The 18,286-nt window shown below is 53.1% G+C and carries 15 protein-coding genes; all 15 read right to left on the minus strand.

The window, feature by feature from the left end:
• Window positions 1–74: 74 nt before the first annotated feature.
• A complete protein-coding gene (locus AB1483_04385; protein ID MEW6411697.1) occupies window positions 75–605 on the minus strand; it encodes a hypothetical protein in 531 nt (176 codons plus the stop codon).
• 39 nt (window positions 606–644) lie between these two features.
• Window positions 645–2,861, minus strand: coding sequence for a hypothetical protein (locus AB1483_04390; protein ID MEW6411698.1), 2,217 nt, complete (start codon window positions 2,859–2,861; stop codon window positions 645–647).
• A gap of 20 nt (window positions 2,862–2,881) precedes the next feature.
• Window positions 2,882–3,796 (minus strand): hypothetical protein, encoded by a 915-nt coding sequence (locus AB1483_04395; protein ID MEW6411699.1) that lies wholly within the window; start codon window positions 3,794–3,796, stop codon window positions 2,882–2,884.
• A gap of 30 nt (window positions 3,797–3,826) precedes the next feature.
• Window positions 3,827–5,275 (minus strand): hypothetical protein, encoded by a 1,449-nt coding sequence (locus AB1483_04400; GenBank protein ID MEW6411700.1) that lies wholly within the window; start codon window positions 5,273–5,275, stop codon window positions 3,827–3,829.
• A 90-nt stretch (window positions 5,276–5,365) separates the two neighbouring features.
• Window positions 5,366–6,286, minus strand: coding sequence for a type VI secretion system baseplate subunit TssG (locus AB1483_04405; GenBank protein ID MEW6411701.1), 921 nt, complete (start codon window positions 6,284–6,286; stop codon window positions 5,366–5,368).
• Window positions 6,283–7,953 carry a hypothetical protein gene (locus AB1483_04410; GenBank protein MEW6411702.1) on the minus strand — a complete coding sequence of 557 codons (1,671 nt, stop codon included), beginning with the start codon at window positions 7,951–7,953 and terminating at the stop codon, window positions 6,283–6,285. Before AB1483_04410 ends, AB1483_04405 begins: the two co-directional genes overlap by 4 nt.
• Before the next feature lie 21 nt (window positions 7,954–7,974).
• A complete protein-coding gene (locus AB1483_04415; protein ID MEW6411703.1) occupies window positions 7,975–8,349 on the minus strand; it encodes a GPW/gp25 family protein in 375 nt (124 codons plus the stop codon).
• Window positions 8,350–8,356: 7 nt separating this feature from the next.
• Window positions 8,357–10,066 (minus strand): phage baseplate assembly protein V, encoded by a 1,710-nt coding sequence (locus AB1483_04420; GenBank protein ID MEW6411704.1) that lies wholly within the window; start codon window positions 10,064–10,066, stop codon window positions 8,357–8,359.
• A 76-nt stretch (window positions 10,067–10,142) separates the two neighbouring features.
• On the minus strand, window positions 10,143–10,547 hold the full coding sequence (gene tssD, locus AB1483_04425; GenBank protein ID MEW6411705.1) for a type VI secretion system tube protein TssD: 405 nt from the start codon (window positions 10,545–10,547) through the stop codon (window positions 10,143–10,145).
• 109 nt (window positions 10,548–10,656) lie between these two features.
• Window positions 10,657–12,078 carry a hypothetical protein gene (locus tag AB1483_04430; protein ID MEW6411706.1) on the minus strand — a complete coding sequence of 474 codons (1,422 nt, stop codon included), beginning with the start codon at window positions 12,076–12,078 and terminating at the stop codon, window positions 10,657–10,659.
• 17 nt (window positions 12,079–12,095) lie between these two features.
• Complete coding sequence (locus tag AB1483_04435; GenBank protein MEW6411707.1) at window positions 12,096–12,536, minus strand: type VI secretion system contractile sheath small subunit; 441 nt, start codon at window positions 12,534–12,536, stop codon at window positions 12,096–12,098.
• Window positions 12,537–12,564: 28 nt separating this feature from the next.
• Window positions 12,565–13,662, minus strand: a complete 1,098-nt coding sequence (locus AB1483_04440; GenBank protein ID MEW6411708.1) for an AAA family ATPase — start codon at window positions 13,660–13,662, stop codon at window positions 12,565–12,567.
• Window positions 13,659–15,119: a Clp protease N-terminal domain-containing protein gene (locus tag AB1483_04445; GenBank protein MEW6411709.1), complete on the minus strand. Its 1,461-nt coding sequence runs from the start codon at window positions 15,117–15,119 to the stop codon at window positions 13,659–13,661. The genes AB1483_04440 and AB1483_04445 overlap by 4 nt, the downstream gene beginning before the upstream one ends.
• Before the next feature lie 171 nt (window positions 15,120–15,290).
• Complete coding sequence (locus AB1483_04450; GenBank protein ID MEW6411710.1) at window positions 15,291–17,366, minus strand: hypothetical protein; 2,076 nt, start codon at window positions 17,364–17,366, stop codon at window positions 15,291–15,293.
• Between the two features lie 2 nt (window positions 17,367–17,368).
• A complete protein-coding gene (locus tag AB1483_04455) occupies window positions 17,369–18,277 on the minus strand; it encodes a hypothetical protein (GenBank protein MEW6411711.1) in 909 nt (302 codons plus the stop codon).
• Window positions 18,278–18,286: the final 9 nt, after the last annotated feature.

Genomic DNA, 18,286 nt, shown 5'->3' on the forward strand with positions numbered 1-18,286 from the left:
ATCTGAAAAACAAACAAAAGCCGGGTCAATTATATGACCCGGCTTTCTCATTTGATCGGCTTTCTCGCGAAAATCTACTTCTCTTCCAATATCACCGACTCGGCTACCGTTGCCGTGTAAATCTTGTCTGTCGGTATCTCCCCCTGACCGCCCTTGATAAACAAGCCAAAAATGAACAGGTACGAGAGGGTTTTCTTGCCTTTACCTTCAGCGGTAATAACACCCTTCAATTTGACATTCTCACCGTCGAGCGTCAGGAAAGTCCCCTTCGGCGCCAGATCAACGAACTCCAGCGCTATTTTCCCCGGCTTGCCGCCCTTGCCGGCCTTCCTGACCTCCTTGACCACCGCCGTGCCGGTGGCCCCTTTCTCAACAATCACCTTGCCGCCTATTTCGATTGGCTCGGCGAGGTTGAAAAGAATCGGGATACCCTCACCAAGCTCACTCGATGAAATCTTAATAGTAGAGGGAAAACTGACCTTAACAGCCGTTCCCTCCGGAATCTGCACTTTGGCGGCATCAGCGACCGGACCTGTCAGCAGCACCGCAACCGCTATAAAGAACGCCAGTACGCCGGCCCTGCCTGGATGTATCATCTTTCTCATTTCCTACTCCTTCGCTACGAACCTTTACCTGGGTTCACTCTATTTCTTTAACCTCGGCAACTGCTCGGACAGCGCCGGCTTGAAACTTATACTTATCTGCTTGCCGAGATTCTCGAACCTCAGATCACCCTCCATCTCGAAGAGCGAATAATTGCCTCTCAGCACTTTCTTGTCACTCGGGTTATTACCCCAGTTGCAGGGATGCTTCAATTCGTCGATAGCTATATGAACATCATCGTTCATCTTCCACTCGATCGTATATTCGTCCCCCTCGAAAATCTGATTCTGCTCCGCCCACTTCGGATCTTCACCCCTCGGCGTTATTTCTATATGCACGTGAGCGTTACCTGGAATAGTCTCAACGCGATAGGTGAACTTCTGCGGCCTTGTCCACTTGCGGGCATCCTGTAAGTACCGCTCAATCGCACTTATGCCCTCGGCGTCCGTGTTCGGATTAAGCTCCGATTTCAAACGGGTCAGCCTTTCAACAGCCCGCCCCAACCTGTACTCGGGATCCTTATTGCCATTTATCTCCGCGATCAAATCATCGAGCTCCACACTCGCCTTCTTGGCTATTTCTTTTTTCTCCTGAATAGCCGCCTGAACCTGGAGTTTCTGGTCAAAGGTCTCCCCCAGCTTTTCCTCGGCCGCGCTCAATTCACTGGCATACGTCTTGACATTAAACGCCACCTGCTCGCGAATCTTCGTCGCCAGCGCCGTATCCTTCCGACCGGCGATATATTCCGAAAAAAGATTCCAGTAACTCAACACCCGGTCACTTCGATCATAAAGCACCGACCCCTCTTCTCCAACATGGTAATTCTCGACCTCTGCTATTACCCGCTCCAGTTCGGACGAAAGTTGAATCGAATCCGTGCTCGGATTCCACTTCGGCCACAGCGTCGAATCCGCGACTATCGCATCAAACCGCCCAATAAGCTGATCGAGAGCCTTCACCGCTTCGGAAATATCAAAATCACGATAGAACTGCCGTATCTTACCCGATGGCGCCTGGAAACTCGGGAAAAACCAGCTCACCAACTTGGAATTCTCATACCGGCTGTAAGCAGTCTGCACCTTGCGCCGCTCATCTGCCGACGCTGTGAAGACGTTCCCGTGATTCGCTTTCACAATCTCCTGCTCCACGGCCTGTGTGCGAGGAAGCAGATAAAGGAAGTGATAAAGAAACGGAATCGAATACACAATCGCCCAGATAAGGCATGCCACGGCCACCGCCTTGGCCACTGACCTCAGTCGTGCCACCCGACGATTATGCAAAATGCCGTTCAGAAGCCAGTAAAACGGCTCCTTTACCCCGATCGGCGTTATCTTCTGAGGAGGCTTGTAAATCGAACGCCCCACATCCGTCCCAACCTTCTCCGGAGACTGACCGATACTCGACACGAAGAAAATCTGAAAATTGAGCGTCCGCCCAACAACCACCTTGAGAAAATCCGCCATCCGGATAAGCACGTTGCGAACCGTAGCGGTCCATGTGGGATCCGATGATACCTTCTCGCTTACCAGTATCTTGTTCAGGAACAAATCGAAGTCTTCCGACAGCAGATGCTCATCATCGTGGCTTATCAATACCACCTGATTGTCGCCTGAAAATCCCGGAAGAACATCCGCCTTCGTAATCACCAGCGCCACGGGAATCGGAAGACTCCGCGAATGAGGCGCCAGCTTCTCGAGCATGCTCACAAACGACGACACCTGTGCCTGGCTCTCCAGCTCCGATCCCATTACCTTGGGATCACAGAAAAATAGCAGGCCGTCACAGCCCGACATGAAATCTATCACCTTGTCTTTGAATTCATTCGCGCCCGTTATCGCTACCGCCCGTCCGGGATAATCATACGCCACCACCGGAACCTTCCTGTCACCATCGATAATCGCGTTAAATATCAACACCCTGTCACGAACCGATGGCTCCGGGAACTTCTGCTCCCCGCGAAGATCCACCACCGTGCCGACATCGGTAACCGTACCGAGTCCCCAGATGGATCTACGATGCGTCAGGAATTCAGACGAAGTCGCGTTGTCCGTCACCGAAATCTGAAGGTCCCGGGCAATCTTACACTCCTCATTCAGCACCGTGAAGTAAACCGTCTTCCCGGCATTGAAATGTCCATAGACTCCAACCCGGATACCCGATGGCCACTCGAACGCCCCGCCACCCGCCTGGTCCTTACCCGTGGCGGCCTTGGCCCCCTTCTTGGCGAACTTGAACAACTTTTTGAATATCTTAGCCAAATCTATCCCTTAACAGAACATCATTTCGACATATTTTGAAGGTTATTCGCCTTTTCCTGAAAATCGTTGAGCTTCTGATCGGCAATACTGTTCCACCAGGCCGGCACACCGAACGCGATCCCCAGGAAAATCACTATCAGGAGAATGTAAGTAAAATAGGCCAGCTTGCGCTGTGTGCTCAACAGACGGAAATAACCAAAGCTCGAAAACGCCCCGCGGAATTTCGCCCCCAGCTCCTTGACCCACGTCATAAATCTCGACCAGATACTGCTGCTGGCCAGATAATTCCAGTGAGTCAAATACTGCTCGTACAATTTGCCCTTGTCGCCAATTCGATTGAATGTCGCCACCCGCTGAAGATGAAACTCCAGCGAGGTCCGGTCCTTGATGAGATTCGTCCCCAACGCCAGCTGCCTGCGCTTCAACTCCAGCATCTTGAGCGGGTCAGCCAGACCATCAAACTGCTCCGGCGTCATATCGCTCTTCACGCTCTTACCGAATCGATTGATGTACGCCGCCATCTCATCGAGCAGGAACGCGTTCAATCGGAAATTGTGATTAAGACTCCCCTCATCAAATAACAGCGGCGCCAGTTTCTGCTCGAAAAAAGGCGCATCTTGCTTGATCGGCCGTAAATTACGGCAGTATGAATACGCCTGATTCGACCGCCCGTCGGTGTCAACCTCGGCCTCGAACCGCGTGACCAGCACCTGGATTGTAAGCTGCCTGAGATCGGAACTTGTAAGAGGTGACAACTTGACCTTATCAAGAAGATAGTAATCTACCTCTACCGCCTGATTACGATCCCCCCGCAACGTCTGAAATACGGTCACGATGCCGTTATAGGTCTGAAGGAAAGCCTCAGTCTCAAATTGAGCATAGTTCTTTTCGTAAGTATCTATGTAGCCAAACAGGTCGTCTATATATGATTTCATACCACCGGCTGCTTTCCTGTCACCGTGCCATTACATACAATAGATTATCAAATCCGTCTTGCCGAGATTCATCAGCTTCTCGGCGTCGCCGGCCCCGCGGAAAATCATGGTAAGCTGCTTCACCGACAACGACTTCATCATATCCTGGGGATGGAGCGCGACCTTGTTTCCGAACGTCGATGTGTCCAGCGTGACCGGATCTGTCTCACCCAGACCGCGAGCTTCGTTCAAACCAAGCCTCACCTGTATATTCGACCAGATCCTGTCACCGAACAGGTCTTTCGCCATGAGTATCGTTATATCCGACATCGAGCACGGCTTGGCTATCGCTATCAGAAGATAACTTAAATCTCCCACCTTCTCCAAACGGCAACTGCTGTAATCGGCCAGATTGTACGTCCGGCCATGATAAGTAAGCGTCTGCGTCGCCACCGCCTGCTCACCCAGCTGATCCTTCTTGACCTGCGCGAAAAACCCAAGAAGCTCTCTCAAAGTCACGAACAGACTGTCAATCGTGGCGATATGTCCACCAATATTGTTGTGATCGTATTCCGTCAACAGAAATCCATCGATGGCGGACATGTACCTCCCGATATCAGAACTCGTCTGCTTGACGAAAAATCTCTCGTTAATATAATCCTTCAACCCCGGATGTAGATTCAACAATGTCGAAAACACTCTGAACAGCCGCTTGAAGTGCACAACGAAATACATCGGATGAAGACTGTTCTTGCCCGCCACCAGTTGATCATGCGATGACGCCAGATGCTGAATGAAATGCCCCACCGTGTCCTTGAATTCCGCCTGAAGAACCGTCTGCTGACCGACCGCCGCCGTCGAGGTAAGCATCGCCGCGTACGCCTGCGTCGAAAGCAATATCAACTTCTCCAAACGGCTCTTGAAATCATTGACCGTCTGATTAAGCCGCTCGTCGGCGAAAAGTGTCACACAGGGCGGGTAAAAACTCGAGGCGTGCGTTACCTCTGAGGCCGCCACCATCAACTCGGCTATCTTGATATACTGACCTTCGGGAAGATTCGGCTTGTCGCCCAGATGCAGTTTGTAATCGACATTCAAATAAGGAATACGCGGAATCTCTTCAGTCGGATCAGATTCGCCAACCTGCTTTTTATTCGAGTTCTCAACACCAATGAAAAGCGAAATCATCCCGTCCTTTACATCCGCTGCAGCCTTAACATGCCCCTCGGTAGACTCATTTATCTCGATAAAATGCCCATCGGGAGTAATAGCCTGGCAGCGATCAACCTCAACCGTCAACCGACGACCGCTCAAGAGCAGGTTCAATCCAAGCGCCGGCTTCGCCGAAAGTGATTTCTTGACCAATCCCCAGTTATCGCCGACATGAAACGAATGCCAGCGAACGAGCTCTTCGAAATACCGCTCCTGATCTTTGAGATGCTTCTGCGTAATAAGCATCCCGTCCTGCCAGTTTACCGAATATAAGTTTAAGTCACCCATAGTCTTGCCTCAATAATTAGGGACCAGTCGGGAATCTATAGCCAACACCTGCCCAAGTCAACTTAAATGTACCCACAGCCATGATACCCGTCAAGTTCCAATGTATGATGTATATCCCAGATAATTCCTTTTGCTGCCCTTTCCTATTGCCACCATCGGCCCAATTGCCCTGACCCTGATGGAATACTCAAGATTGCCCGGCATACAGATTTCTAGAGCTCTCTCTATCCTTTTTCGTATGCGTCCCCCCGGAAGAAAATCGGAGACACTCTCCACTGGCACATCTTTCACTAACACTTCGTACGCCGAATCATAATCGGTAAACGTCTTACCCAGAATCACTCCCTCGCCCAGCCGATCCTTGGGCGAACCCAGCCGGTATCGACACGACGATGGAATCTCATGCTGCGACTCGACATTCTCCCTTATCTCGAACTTATATCCGAACAGTCGCTCGAGCACCCGGCAAACACCTTCGGCATTGGCTCCCCACTGGTTGAACGTGGGCAAAACCGCCGCCCATATCAAGGCCTCGCGCAATTCGGTCGATTCCGCCTCAACCGCATACTCGAAGACAGACAGAAAATCACTCACCTGCTTGGAGTCAACCAGCCCGAGACCACTTTTCAAATCCCGAAATTTCGCCGCTGCCCGGTGTCGTATCACTGCCGCATCAAACGGCGACATCAAACAACGCGCGTCATCTTCCCATTTGCCGGTGGAACTTCGGACGCCCCCGAGACCGTAAAAAAACTGGTACGGCATATGATCCACGGCGCTCGGGAAACCAATCTTCAGCGTGATGCGTGTCCTTGAATCGAGCCGCGTACCCGGCTGGGGCTCCTGATACCTGATCTCCCCCCTGTAATTCTCGTGCTCACCGATTGCCTGCAGGTCCACCCGGCTTAAATCAACATTTAACCTCATCAGTGCAATCAAAGCGGTAGTGTAATGAAGGGGGGATCGCCGGCTGCAAAAATCCGGCATGACAGCTTCCACTGGCGACATCATCGCGCGACTATCTCCACCTGAAATGCGGTATTCACCGGCGCCCTCGACTTCAAAAACTGTTTCAGGCGCTGCTTCAAAAGACCCGATTCATCCTCGCTGTAAAAATCCTCTGCGCTCACACGCACCTTGACAAGAACACAACGACGAACCCCACGCCCGGCGCGCTCGATGCTGTTTACGCACTCCACACCCTTGATCCGCGGGTCGAAAGTCTGCGTCCATCCGGCGATCTCACGGAAATTCAGGGCACGGTCACGGTTGCGAAGCCGCGATGACACCTCGGTCACTATCTGCTTCTCCGTCTTGGCCGGTATCGCCCCCCGCGTGACCGTGATATTCTCCGCTTCCCCTACCCCCGGATGTCTCTCGTAAAGCTCGCAAATCTGCCCCGCCTCAATGCCATTTGCCGATGTACCCGCTGTCACCGTGTAGTAAACCGTGATATTGTCCGGCGGCACATCAAGCTGCGATGTGTAATCAAACCAGAGCACCAGACGATCCCCACGCTCCTCCAGCGTATAACACTGATCGGTCGACTTGATCGACATCTCATGCCGGGGAACATACTCATTGCGGTTGGAATCAATCACACTCGTTATTCCGAGTATGGTGTCGATCGGTTCCGGTATCTCCACCTCAACCAGCCGATTTCCACCGGTATACTTGTAAGTCGATAGCCCGTTCTTGTTCGTGGCTACGAAACAATTGAAATAAAGCTTGAAACCACTCTTAACCTTGACCTTGTCTCCCCCCGCCGGAAGATCCACCCTGATCCAGTAGAGCTTGTCCTGCTCAACGGCATATTTCGTCTCGTCATCGTCAATATGATTAACCAAAGCGGCGTCCGCGGATCCCATTTCCCACGTCGAAGTGAACTTGTCGGGCAAAACGATAAAATTGTTCTCAAGCGGCCTGAAAAGATCAACACTGGTACGAAGACCTCCCCAATCAACCGGCTCGCCATCGTCGGAGAAAAGGTCCTCGAGGCTCGTCGTCAGGCCCGGGCAAAAACTGCTGTCCTCGTAAAAGCCCCCCGCCGCCGAACCCGGCACCCAGTACCCCCAGCGCATCTGACGAAGCACTGTCTCCACACCCATCAGGCACAACGTAGCCTTCCTCAAACCGGTCGGCATCCCCGAGTACTCAACACCGATATAAATCTGCCCCGCTCCTTTGCTCTTAAGCTGAGCGTCCGAAATCGCCGGCTGACCGCCGTGTCCCGCCGAATTGGGCGACAGGTCGAAAACCGCATCGTTAAACCGGGCGAAAATATATTTGGCGTCCGCCGCTACCAGCTTCTCGGTCTTCTGCGACGAGAAAAAGAAAGTCTGCCCGCCTTCACGTTTTTCCTTGAAGAAAAACCGCGTATGAGGGTCGATCTCCACCACCGGGTCAATCGGCTGACAACGCATTATCGTGTAGGCCGGAACCGGCCAGCGCTGACTCTCGGGAGCCATCGTCCGAATCAGAGAACTTACCGCCACCTCCCAGGTCTGGTCGATACGACGGTCTATTCGTTCAAGCTGGTGGGCGTAAAGCTGCAAGAGAATCTTAAGCACCGGGTCAAGACGATCCACCGACTCGGGAATCTCCGGGTTCCACTTGCGAAGCTCACGGTGCATGTTGGCAAAAATCTGTTCCTTTGACCGCGATTTCTCAATAGCCATTTCTAGTCTCTCAACGATTCATCAACCCAGCACGAAACTGGCGTCAAACTTCTTTTCCTCGTTGCCTTCCTTGTAATTGCCCGTAACCCTCACCGCCAGCCCCAGCGAATGCGGCGCACTATCCTCCACACTCACAAACGAAACCGACACATTGTACAATCTCTCTTCGTATACGTTGATGGCGTTGCGCAGACTGGCGCGGATGTCGGCTTTGTTGGCGGCGTACAAATCCGAGTACTCCTTGTTCCAGATATCACAACCGTACTCGGGATCAAAATGCATCGCCCCCTGGCGAGTGCTCAACAGAAGCCCCACCGAGTAAGTGATCGATTCCTGCATCGTCCCTCTCCCGAGGTAACCGTCTCTCAGCGCAAAAGGTATCACCAGATAATCCATAGTCGCTCTAATTCAGGTTGATAATCGCGCCCTTAATAACACACTGAGCGCTGGCCTCAACATTCAGGTTGGCGCTGGCCTTCGATTTCAGGTTGGCGCCGGCATCCAGATTCAGGTCCGCACCGGATTTCACGTCAATCTTCGCGTCACTCTCTATCTTGATGTTCTTGCCCTTGAGGCTCATATCCCCGGTACTCTCCAGGCTTAAATCTCCATCGGTCTTGATGCTCACCGATGGCGTCTTCATGTTCAGCACGATCTGGTTCTTGCCATCCTTGGTGCTGATGGAAATCTCCTCCTCGCCATCTTTGTCCGTCAACTTGATCTCGTTGCCGCCGCGGGTGAGAAACACCTTTATCTCGTTCTTGTCGTCAGTGGTCGCCGGAAGCGTATCCGTACCCGAATACAACGACCCCAGCGCAATCGGCAGATCGGCGTTGCCATTCTCGTACCCCACCAGTACCTCATCATCAATCTCCGGGCGACTCAACCACCCGTGATTATTACCCGCGTGCGGCGATACGTAACGAACATAGAGCGTCTCCGTCCCCAGCGCCGGAATCCGCACCTTGATCCGGCCCAGTCCCTCCGGATCATCAAGACTCGTCACGATACCGCTCTGCAGGTTGGTCAGCGATGGACGCTTCGTCTTCTTTGCGGGGAATGATATATCAAGAGGCGAGCTGTAAAACTCGTTATGGTACTTGCCGCTCTCGTCAAAATAATGTACCACCCGGTTAACCCAGTACAAACCGTCAATCTTCCCCATCCCCTTAACCTTCACACAATGCCCAACCTTCACCGCCGGGACGATCGACTCACCCGTACAGGCAACCATCCGGCCAACCTGGCTCTCCACGTTGCCTCCGAGAGTAGAATCAACACTGGCCTGATCCGTCGACTTCTCAGTAGAAATATACCCCGCTTTCGAAAACATCTTCTTCGAGGCATCTATCGAGACCTTGGCCATGTCCGATGGCGCCGAACGAAGAACACCGCTGTCAACCTGACCCTCGAGAGCGGTCTTCTGACCGTATTCCCACGATTTCGATGTAAACTGGCTTGGCGCCGTCCCCAGACCCAGCGAAAAAGCACCCAGCGTCTCACGCCAGTTCAAATCCTCGACCTTCCCGCCCGTGGCCTTGCGAAGCATATACTCCTTACCATCATAGTAAGAATAACGACCCGCCGCCTCGGCCAGCCTCGCTATATATTTCCAGTCCGTCTCACGATACTGCACACTGTACTTGATCGACGACCCGGTCGACTCGACCGTCCCGCGCGTGATTGGATAGTTCGAAACAATCGAACCGATCATGTCACTCGCCGATTGATCCTGGAAATATGCCACCTGCGGCGCGCCATCCATCGTTATCGTCGGACTCTTGCCCACAATCAAAACCGTGTTGAGGCCGTCAATACTGTTTTCCAGCCTGACCTCGGTGACCAGCCCGATAAACTCCAATTCGCGCGACTGCTCCACCTGCCCGCCGGTCGGAGTAATAGTCATAGCCACCGACTTGCCCAGAAACCCGGTGTAATTGCCGGGATCATCAAAATCCTGGTCCCTCGCGGCTTTGCCAACCTGCTTGATCTGAATCTTCAACTCGTGATGATCATCAACATACTGATCAAGTTGAACCGATGACACGTTGTGCTTTAATTCCTTGTTGTCGATCTTGATCGTACAAACACAAGGAGTTTGAATTTTTGCCATAAGGACTTTCCGACCATTGTCGTTGTTAAAGACGAAGCCGGGTTGACTGCTGCCCACCCGGCCCGTCTAACCATGACTATTCTTCCCAGCGATTGTCGAGCGAAGCCCCGCCTATCGTCAACTTGTGGCAGGAAATCTCAAAATACTCGAAAACCTGGTCATCCGGCTTGTTCTTAAGGTGCGGAATGCGCTCCTCGTACTTCGTGATGAAGCCCTCTTCCCAGCTAAGCACCTTCATCTCCGAATCATCCGGCTTCTTAAACGATACCGAACCGGCTTTCCAGTTCGGTTGGCTGGAATCCATCGCCCAGGCAGCGATAGCATCGTTCTCGTCTGACTCACGGGTAACCTTGATCGTCCCCGCATGGGCGCGATCCGAAGGGCGCCCGGTCTCGTCCTTGGCGGTGTAGATCTCATAAGAAACCTCGTACACATTCTTGTACTTTACACCGTCAATCTCTAAGATTGGTCTGCGTGCCATAAGTGGTAACCTCCACCTGCGTTTTAGTTTAGGTTATAAGTCTGCTAATTATTGCCCATCTGCTTGACGACAAGGCCGGGGATCACCCCGGCCCAGCGCCGATTGAAAATTACTTGTCTTTGACGTTGGTCTGGTCACCCTCACCCCAGGCCACGAACTCGATATTGAAAGTCCGGGCCGGATACTTGGGATTCAAGCTGACCTTGACATCGACCTCCTGACGTTTACGCATCTCCTCGTCGGCGAAAATATCAACCTTGTAATCCTGAAGAATATTGTCACCACCGGAAATCGCCTTCATGAACTTGTCGATGTCCTTGCGCATCGTATCGATAAACCGCTGATCAATGACCGAAAACGTCTGCTTGTTGAGATAGTTGCGAAGTGTCTTGTAGACATAATCGTAAGTACGACGGATGGAATATACGTTGAATGTCTCCTTGGTGAATAGCGTCGAAGCACCCATCGCCACCGCCGTGCCCTCAAAACTCACCATCGGATTGACGCCCTTCTCGTTAATCTTGCTGGCGTCAGGCTGATTGGCCTTGAAGCGAAGATACTTCGCGTCCGCAATCTTACCATACTTGAAACCGGCCATCGGCTGCTGCATACCGACCGTCGTGTCACCCTGGTACATCTTGCCGGCCACCGCCGCCGACGGCGGGATCCACATATCATCATCTTCGTACTGATTGGCTCCGCGCGCCATGATGTAATTGGCGAACACCGATACATACTGCTTGTAGTCGTCGATACCCGGAAGGTTCGCGTACGCCGGATCCTCCAGCATGTCCATAACCTCCTCGAATTTCTCGAAATTCGGAAGATCCGTCATGACATGTACCTTGTTCGGAAGTCCAAGCTGACGAGCCACGGTGTCGATGTTCTCCACACTGCCCAGATAGCCCGGAACCACGAACATGGCAAACGCGTCCTTGACGCTCCACTCGCGGAAAAGATCCGATACCGCCTTCGCAAGCTCCTCGAACTTCTCCCTGTCGTTGGGATCGGTCAACTGTTCGCCGCTCACATTGGCGAAATACGCGTTGACCTTCTCATCCGGCTCCTGCTGAGCATTGGCAAAGAACTTGTCAACCGCGCGATAGGTCGTCTCCAACCCGCGACTCGCCCGGTGTACCTTCTTCATGTTCTTCTCAAGATTGGCCTCAAACTTGGCCGCCTGCTCGTTGATACCCTTGCGAATATCATCCAGGCTGCCGCCCTTGGACAGATGCTCCGTCCAGAGTTTGAGGCGCTGAGCCAGAAGCTGACGCTGCTTGGCGAAATCCGCCTTGGTCAAAAATTCCTTGCGCTGAAAATCCTTCTTCGGATCTAGCCACTCCACACCGCGAACAAGATCCCCCTCGGCTGTCTTAAACGACGGCAAAAGAGCGGCGAGCTTGCTGAAATCACCAAAGGAATCGCCCAAAATCGACGCGAACTCATCTTCCGATATCTTTTCCACCGGGGCCGCTTCGGGTTGAGCCGACGCCGCCGCGGGCTGCATTTCTCTTTTTTCTTCTTCACCCATAGTATCTCACCTCTCTTCTACTCGCTGAGAAGGTCTATGTAGTAACGCGCCACCTTCAACAGTGCCTCTTTCTTTTCCTTGTCATCCAGAGTCTTCTTGAGCGCGTTGTTCTTCTTCAACTGCTTGTCCAGATCGGCAAGCATCTCCTTGCTGTAATAGGTCTGACGAAGCGCGTCATTGTTCTCGATCAACTCCTTCGATGTGAAGTCCTTCATCGACTTCACCTCAAAATGCGCGTTGATCGACTGACCATCCGGATCCTCCAGCTCCGCCTCGAACGAAGGCCGGAACTTCTCGAACACCTCCTTGAGGTTGTTGCACCTGACCGGTGTCACGTCGCTGTCCTCGTCATTGTTCAACTTCGCCGCGTACAGCAGCTTGTTGGACGGCAGCAACTCAACCGGTACCGAATCATCTTTCTTGACCCGCTCGGTTGCACCAAGTATGAATTTGGCCATCTGAGTCCTCCGTTATATCATTATTGATTTAACTTGTTTCCTTTTTAGTAAAGACGTAACCTCCGTCCTTTACTTCAACCAAAATATTATCACCCGGAGATACCGCCCCTGTGATTATATCAACCGATAAACGGTTTATAATATCCTTCTCTATTATCCGCTGAATCGGCCTTGCCCCAAGCTCCGGCGTATATCCATCCTCGGCGAGCTTGTGCCGCGCCTCAGGCGTAAGTTCAGCCTTGATATCCAGGTCCTTCAACAGATCTGTCAGGTTGTTGAATTCCAGCCCGGCAATCACTTCCACCTGATCCTGGGTAAACGAATGATACACGATAATATCATTTAACCGGTTTAGAAACTCCGGACGGAACTTGCTGAACAAAAAGCCGCGCACTTCCTCCATATCAACCTCACGCCCCTCACGGTCCGCCTCGAGAATCTTGTCAGCGGCGTAATTCGAGGTCAACACTACCAGCGTATTCGAAAAATCCACCGTACGGCTCTGACCGTCCGTCAAACGGCCATCATCGAGCAACTGAAGCAGCAGATTAAACACATCGGGATGCGCCTTCTCGACCTCGTCAAACAAAACAATAGAGAACGGCTTGCGTCTGACCGCCTCGGTCAACACCCCGCCCTCCTCATAACCGACATACCCGGGCGGAGCGCCAATCATCTTGGCCACCGAATGCTTCTCCATATACTCCGACATATCCAGCCGGACCATGGCATTCTTGTCATCGAACAAAAACTCCGCCAGAAGCTTCGGCAAATGCGTCTTGCCCGTTCCCGTCGGACCCAAAAACAAAAATGAACCAACCGGCTTGTTTTTGGCCTTCAGACCCGCGCGTGATTTTCTTATGGCGTTCGATATCGCGATAATCGCCTTCTCCTGGCCGACTATCTTCCTTTTCAGGAATGATTCCATGTTGATCAGACGGTCTTTCTCCGCCGTCAACATCTTTGCCACCGGAATCCCTGTCCTGCGGGCAACCACCGCCGCTATCTCGGCGTCATCAATCTTGTCCTCAAGCTTGTCAACCGCCGCCTTCAGCGCTTCAAACTTCTCGGCCCGCTCGGCAAAATCCTTTTTCGCCAGCTCTATATCAAACTTTCCGATCTTCATTTTTCACCTCCCGCCTTCGCCTCGAGGCGATGCCCCCAGAAACCACTCATGCGATCCATATTCCGGATAAACTCGTCATATGCCAACTCGAGCTTATCGAAATCCTCCTTGTGCTTCGCCGGGTCCTTACCCTCACACTGCTTGAAAAGCTTCTCGAGCTCCACTATCTGAGTCTCCAAAAGCGGAATCTTGACCTTGGAGAACTCTTTCTTGACATGATACTCCGAGGCCGCCTCATCGATAATATCCAGAGCGATATCCGGAAGATTCCTCTCGCTCAGATACCTCTGCGAATACCTCACCGCCCCGACAATCGCCTCTTCGGTATAGGTAATCTTGTGGTGTTCTTGGTATTTCGGAACTACCCCTTTAGCGATCCTGACCGCATCATCAAAATTCGGCTGCCCGACCTTCACCTTCTCAAAACGCCTGTCGAGAGCCTTGTCTTTCTCCAGGTGCTTGCTGTACTCGTCCTCCGTCGTGGCCCCTATCAGGCGAATCTGCCCTCTGGCCAGAGCCGGTTTTATCAGATTCCCGGCATCCATCCCTCCGCCGCCGCCGGCTCCCGATATAGAGTGAATCTCATCGATAAACAGGATTATCTTCCCGCCGGACTTGACAACTTCTCCAATCAGTGTCTTAAAACGTTCCTCGAACTCCCCTTTGTATTTTGCGCCGGCAACCAGCGAACCCATATCCAGCGACATTACCTTAACACCCTCGAGAGCCTTCGGAACAGCCTTGTCTATCACTGCCTGGGCAAACCCCTCTACTATCGCCGACTTGCCAACACCCGCCCCCCCGACAAGCACCGGGCTGTTTTTGCGACGGCGAAGCAATATCTGGATAACCTGCTGAAGTTCGGACTCACGGCCTATCATCGGGTCAAATTCACCGGCCGCCGCCTGATTCGTCATATCGATACAATATTTCAGCGTCCCGGCAACCTCCCTCCTCCCCTCAACGGGAGCCGCTTTCCCCTCACCCGGCTTCGATGGTGTCGAGGCGATCTCTTCCACCGCCTTGCTCTCGGCTATAGCGCGGTAGATATCCTCTTTGGCAATACCGATTTTCTCGCGAAGATACGGGGCCAGCGAAGATCTCGGGTCGAAAATGGCTATCAAGATATGCTCCGGCTCAACCAGCGCGTCGTAAAGCTTCCCCTTCTCATCCACAGCCTGAGCAAGCACCGTTTGAGTGGCCGGCGAGGCCGTCAAATTCTCTCGCGCTGTGGCCCGGCTGGACTGCTCCTTCAGGTATGTCTCCGTCAAAGAAACAATACCGCTCGGATTCTTCTCCAACTGCGCCAGAATCGATTCCACCTCGGAGCTCTCCTGCCGCAAAGTAGCTATCAGAAGATGCTCCACCTCGATCTCGGCGTGCCGAAATTCGGCGGCCACTTCCTTGGCTATCTTGATTATCGATCTTGAATCTGATGAATAACTGGCAATGTCCATATGTAACCTGTGTGGTTTAGCAATACCCCCCTGCGCAACGGGACCTTGCTGTTGTTACTAAGCCTTGAAATGATAACTATTTATATTAACCTTCGCTATTTTCAATGTCAAGCCTTTTACCTTCGCACCATAGGGCCTTTTTCAGCCAAAACCACGGACTGACCCGCTTTGTCACGATGTCACCGTCAGACGGGCAACAGCACTGCCGTTTACAGACACATCTACTCGACGCGCGACCGATATCTCCATAGACTCCGGATCTCCGGCCCTTGCCGCCTCCTGCTCTCCAAACGCAAACAACCGGATCGTACCATCCCCTTCGCTCTGGGCCCTGGCTATAAGGGGAATCTCAAGTTTCTCACCAAGGATATCTACCAGCGCCTGCAGCGCGAACTGCGATCGCCGGATAGACAAAACCATATTGTGCTGGGAGCTGCCCGGACGGCTCGCGTGCCCGTCCAGCCTCAAATGGCTGTGCCCGTTTAATAGCAAAATCAGATTCTCCGCCAGCACTATTCCAAGCTGATCACGCCCATCCTCACAAACCGACTCCACATCAACGGGGAAGCAAAAATATGTTCGATCAGCCCATCGCACTGAACTCGGCGGGAGCCCGGTCGGATCCACAGCCGATCTCTCCCGAGCCCGTCGATCGGCCCACAACCACCCCGGATACCAGCCAACCCCAACCTGCGCTTGAAATTCTGTGCCGTTGTCAAGACTGATAGTACTTGAGTTCTCAACATCAGCTATGAGAGGAGGAACATCGCCACTACCATAAAACGAAATCGCAACATCGCTGAGACTCGGTCCTGGTATTATTCCGAAAGGCAATTTTATCTGTACTTGCGCCTCAAAAACCTCGAAATACCCCGGAAACATATCCCACGTCCAGCGCCGATACGACTGAAAATCAAAAGTGCTTAAACCTGCCTCGACCGATGGTACCGGTCCCCGACCCCGGCCACCGGAGCCGCCGCCCCGCCCCCGGCCCCCACGTCCGGAACCACTGGCGCTGCCCGATAACTCAACCTTGACAATTCCAACTGCAGCCTCGAACGTGTGTGGATCACCATCCTGCTGCCAGCTTCTGCCCTGCTGAATCGACCTTGTCATCCTGATCTCCGCTCGACGTCCCCCAAGAGAAACTCCACTGCTGGGAATTGGCAGGCTCCCCTGACGATATTCCACCCGCACGTTGTACTTGTACCGACCAAGATGCTCCGGGAGTACCGGCTCCCCGTTGTGCTCACCGAACATCGCCCGAAAACGACGGAAAATGCCCCGCTGATCCTCCGTCTCCCCCGAATCAGCTATCTGGTATAGGACCTCCAAGATCACCTTCTCCTCACCCGACCCGGGCAACGTCATTCCTACCGTCTCAAGAGCACGTAAAAATACTGTCCTGACGAGATCAGTCTGCTCCTGACGGAAAAACTCGCCCAGATTGCGCTCCGAGAAAGCATCGAAGATAGTATTAAAAAGCCCGTGGAACGGCCCCATAAGACTCGTCCCTCTCTGACCCAAACACGCATTAATACGCGGGACCAGTATCTCCTCGATCCACCGGCGCATCGCCCGCACCTGCATCGTGCGAAGTGGATGAGCCTCCGCCTGGTACAGAACGCGATTCGAATTACGAATCGAAGTCAACGCCTTCTGAGACATACGCGGCTGATTGGAAACACAATTCAAGTCGAACCAATGAAGCATGGTATAAGACCTCCCCCTGAACGCGCGGAACTCCGTACTGTCCAGCGCCAATCTCATGCTTCTGACACGCCCGCTGTGCGCCCGAACATTGGAAATATGGCCGCTTCGCGGCTGACTCTGACCCTGCGGCGCCTCGATCACCACCTCCACCGGGCCACCGCTGGAACCCACCTCCCCACTAAAGTAGCCCGTGAAAGCATCATGCAGCACCGTCCCACCACGACCGTCCGGAGCATAAAAATCTATCTGAAACCAGCCATAAACGTAATCACCCGCCTGATTGATCTGCACTGTGCACGGTTGAACGCCCTCGCCACCATCACATTCGTAACGCCCCGTAAAATCCACTGATGGTCTGTCCGGCTCTGCCGCCGGCTCCGATGTAAAATGCCCGCAACGCGACACCTCACCGGCGCAACCCGTCGCGCCGGCGGCACCCGTACCACGCTGAGCGGCGGTTATCGTCGTGCGAATCTCCGTGACCCGGGAATCACCATCGCCGCTTTCGTTCACTGTATAAGTTATCTCACCCATATCTAACTCGCAGACTGCGTTCCCGAATCATCCGATGAATCCGACTCCACCAGCTCTATCCAAAACCGGCCTGGTGGAATTCCATCCACCCTCGCAATTCCATCGGCATCCGTCCGCCCGCGCTTTTCCTGACCATCAGGTAGAGTCGCAACGAACTCATGATCCGCCACCGGCGTCCCGTCGTCATCGGCAAATCTCATGATAATCCAGTCCTTGAACACCAGTAAACCCGACTCCTGCCCCCTGCCGAAAACCTGATCATAGATCTTTATCGTGAAAAAATACTCCGGCGGATTATAAGACCCCCCATAACGCTCCAGCTCCTCCTGCGATGGAAGCTCATCGGTGTCCTCGTGATACTGATACTCCCAGCTAACCTCGAGCTTCTCATCCTTTATCACCGCCGGAATCTCCGTAATCCGGTCGTGCGCGTTGTCCCGGTCATATTCATAGATCGTCACCAGCGCCTCGGTGTCATCCTTGACATTATCAACATTCGCCGTGAGCGTAAGAATATCCCCCCTCCTTGCCTCATCGGCGCTCCACTTCATATTCGTCACATTGATTCCCGGCACAACCGGTATGTCCTCCGACTTACCCGACAGCGAATTGTCCGGCAACTCCGCCTCGAAATATACCCTGTCGCCGATCTCGATATCCGATGGCACCTCAAGCGCACCCACGAACTTGTTGTTCAATATCTTGCCCTTGATTTTGCCCAGCTTCTCGCCCTTGCGACTCTTTCCCGTAATCTTGATAGTCGCGCCATTACCGACAAACGCCGTCGCCACCTCCAGCGATACCGTCCGGCCGGCTATAGCACAGCCGCTTCGCCACTCGGCGTAAACCAGCGATGAATCCACCTTGATTTCTTCTTCGCTGTCGGTCGACTTGTTGAACTTGAGGTCCATGGAACTCGC

This window comes from Candidatus Zixiibacteriota bacterium (genome assembly GCA_040756055.1).
Lineage (GTDB): Bacteria > Zixibacteria > MSB-5A5 > GN15 > FEB-12.

Excerpts from the sequence above, each read along its gene's own strand:
- AB1483_04440 (MEW6411708.1), bottom strand. The coding sequence starts at position 13,662 with ATGAAGATCGGAAAGTTTGATATAGAGCTGGCGAAAAAGGATTTTGCC.
- AB1483_04415 (MEW6411703.1), bottom strand. The coding sequence starts at position 8,349 with ATGGATTATCTGGTGATACCTTTTGCGCTGAGAGACGGTTACCTCGGG.
- AB1483_04445 (MEW6411709.1), bottom strand. The coding sequence starts at position 15,119 with ATGGACATTGCCAGTTATTCATCAGATTCAAGATCGATAATCAAGATA.
- AB1483_04400 (MEW6411700.1), bottom strand. The coding sequence starts at position 5,275 with ATGGGTGACTTAAACTTATATTCGGTAAACTGGCAGGACGGGATGCTT.
- AB1483_04410 (MEW6411702.1), bottom strand. The coding sequence starts at position 7,953 with ATGGCTATTGAGAAATCGCGGTCAAAGGAACAGATTTTTGCCAACATG.
- tssD (MEW6411705.1), bottom strand. The coding sequence starts at position 10,547 with ATGGCACGCAGACCAATCTTAGAGATTGACGGTGTAAAGTACAAGAAT.
- AB1483_04385 (MEW6411697.1), bottom strand. The coding sequence starts at position 605 with ATGAGAAAGATGATACATCCAGGCAGGGCCGGCGTACTGGCGTTCTTT.
- AB1483_04455 (MEW6411711.1), bottom strand. The coding sequence starts at position 18,277 with ATGGACCTCAAGTTCAACAAGTCGACCGACAGCGAAGAAGAAATCAAG.
- AB1483_04405 (MEW6411701.1), bottom strand. The coding sequence starts at position 6,286 with ATGATGTCGCCAGTGGAAGCTGTCATGCCGGATTTTTGCAGCCGGCGA.
- AB1483_04395 (MEW6411699.1), bottom strand. The coding sequence starts at position 3,796 with ATGAAATCATATATAGACGACCTGTTTGGCTACATAGATACTTACGAA.
- AB1483_04435 (MEW6411707.1), bottom strand. The coding sequence starts at position 12,536 with ATGGCCAAATTCATACTTGGTGCAACCGAGCGGGTCAAGAAAGATGAT.
- AB1483_04430 (MEW6411706.1), bottom strand. The coding sequence starts at position 12,078 with ATGGGTGAAGAAGAAAAAAGAGAAATGCAGCCCGCGGCGGCGTCGGCT.
- AB1483_04450 (MEW6411710.1), bottom strand. The coding sequence starts at position 17,366 with ATGGGTGAGATAACTTATACAGTGAACGAAAGCGGCGATGGTGATTCC.
- AB1483_04420 (MEW6411704.1), bottom strand. The coding sequence starts at position 10,066 with ATGGCAAAAATTCAAACTCCTTGTGTTTGTACGATCAAGATCGACAAC.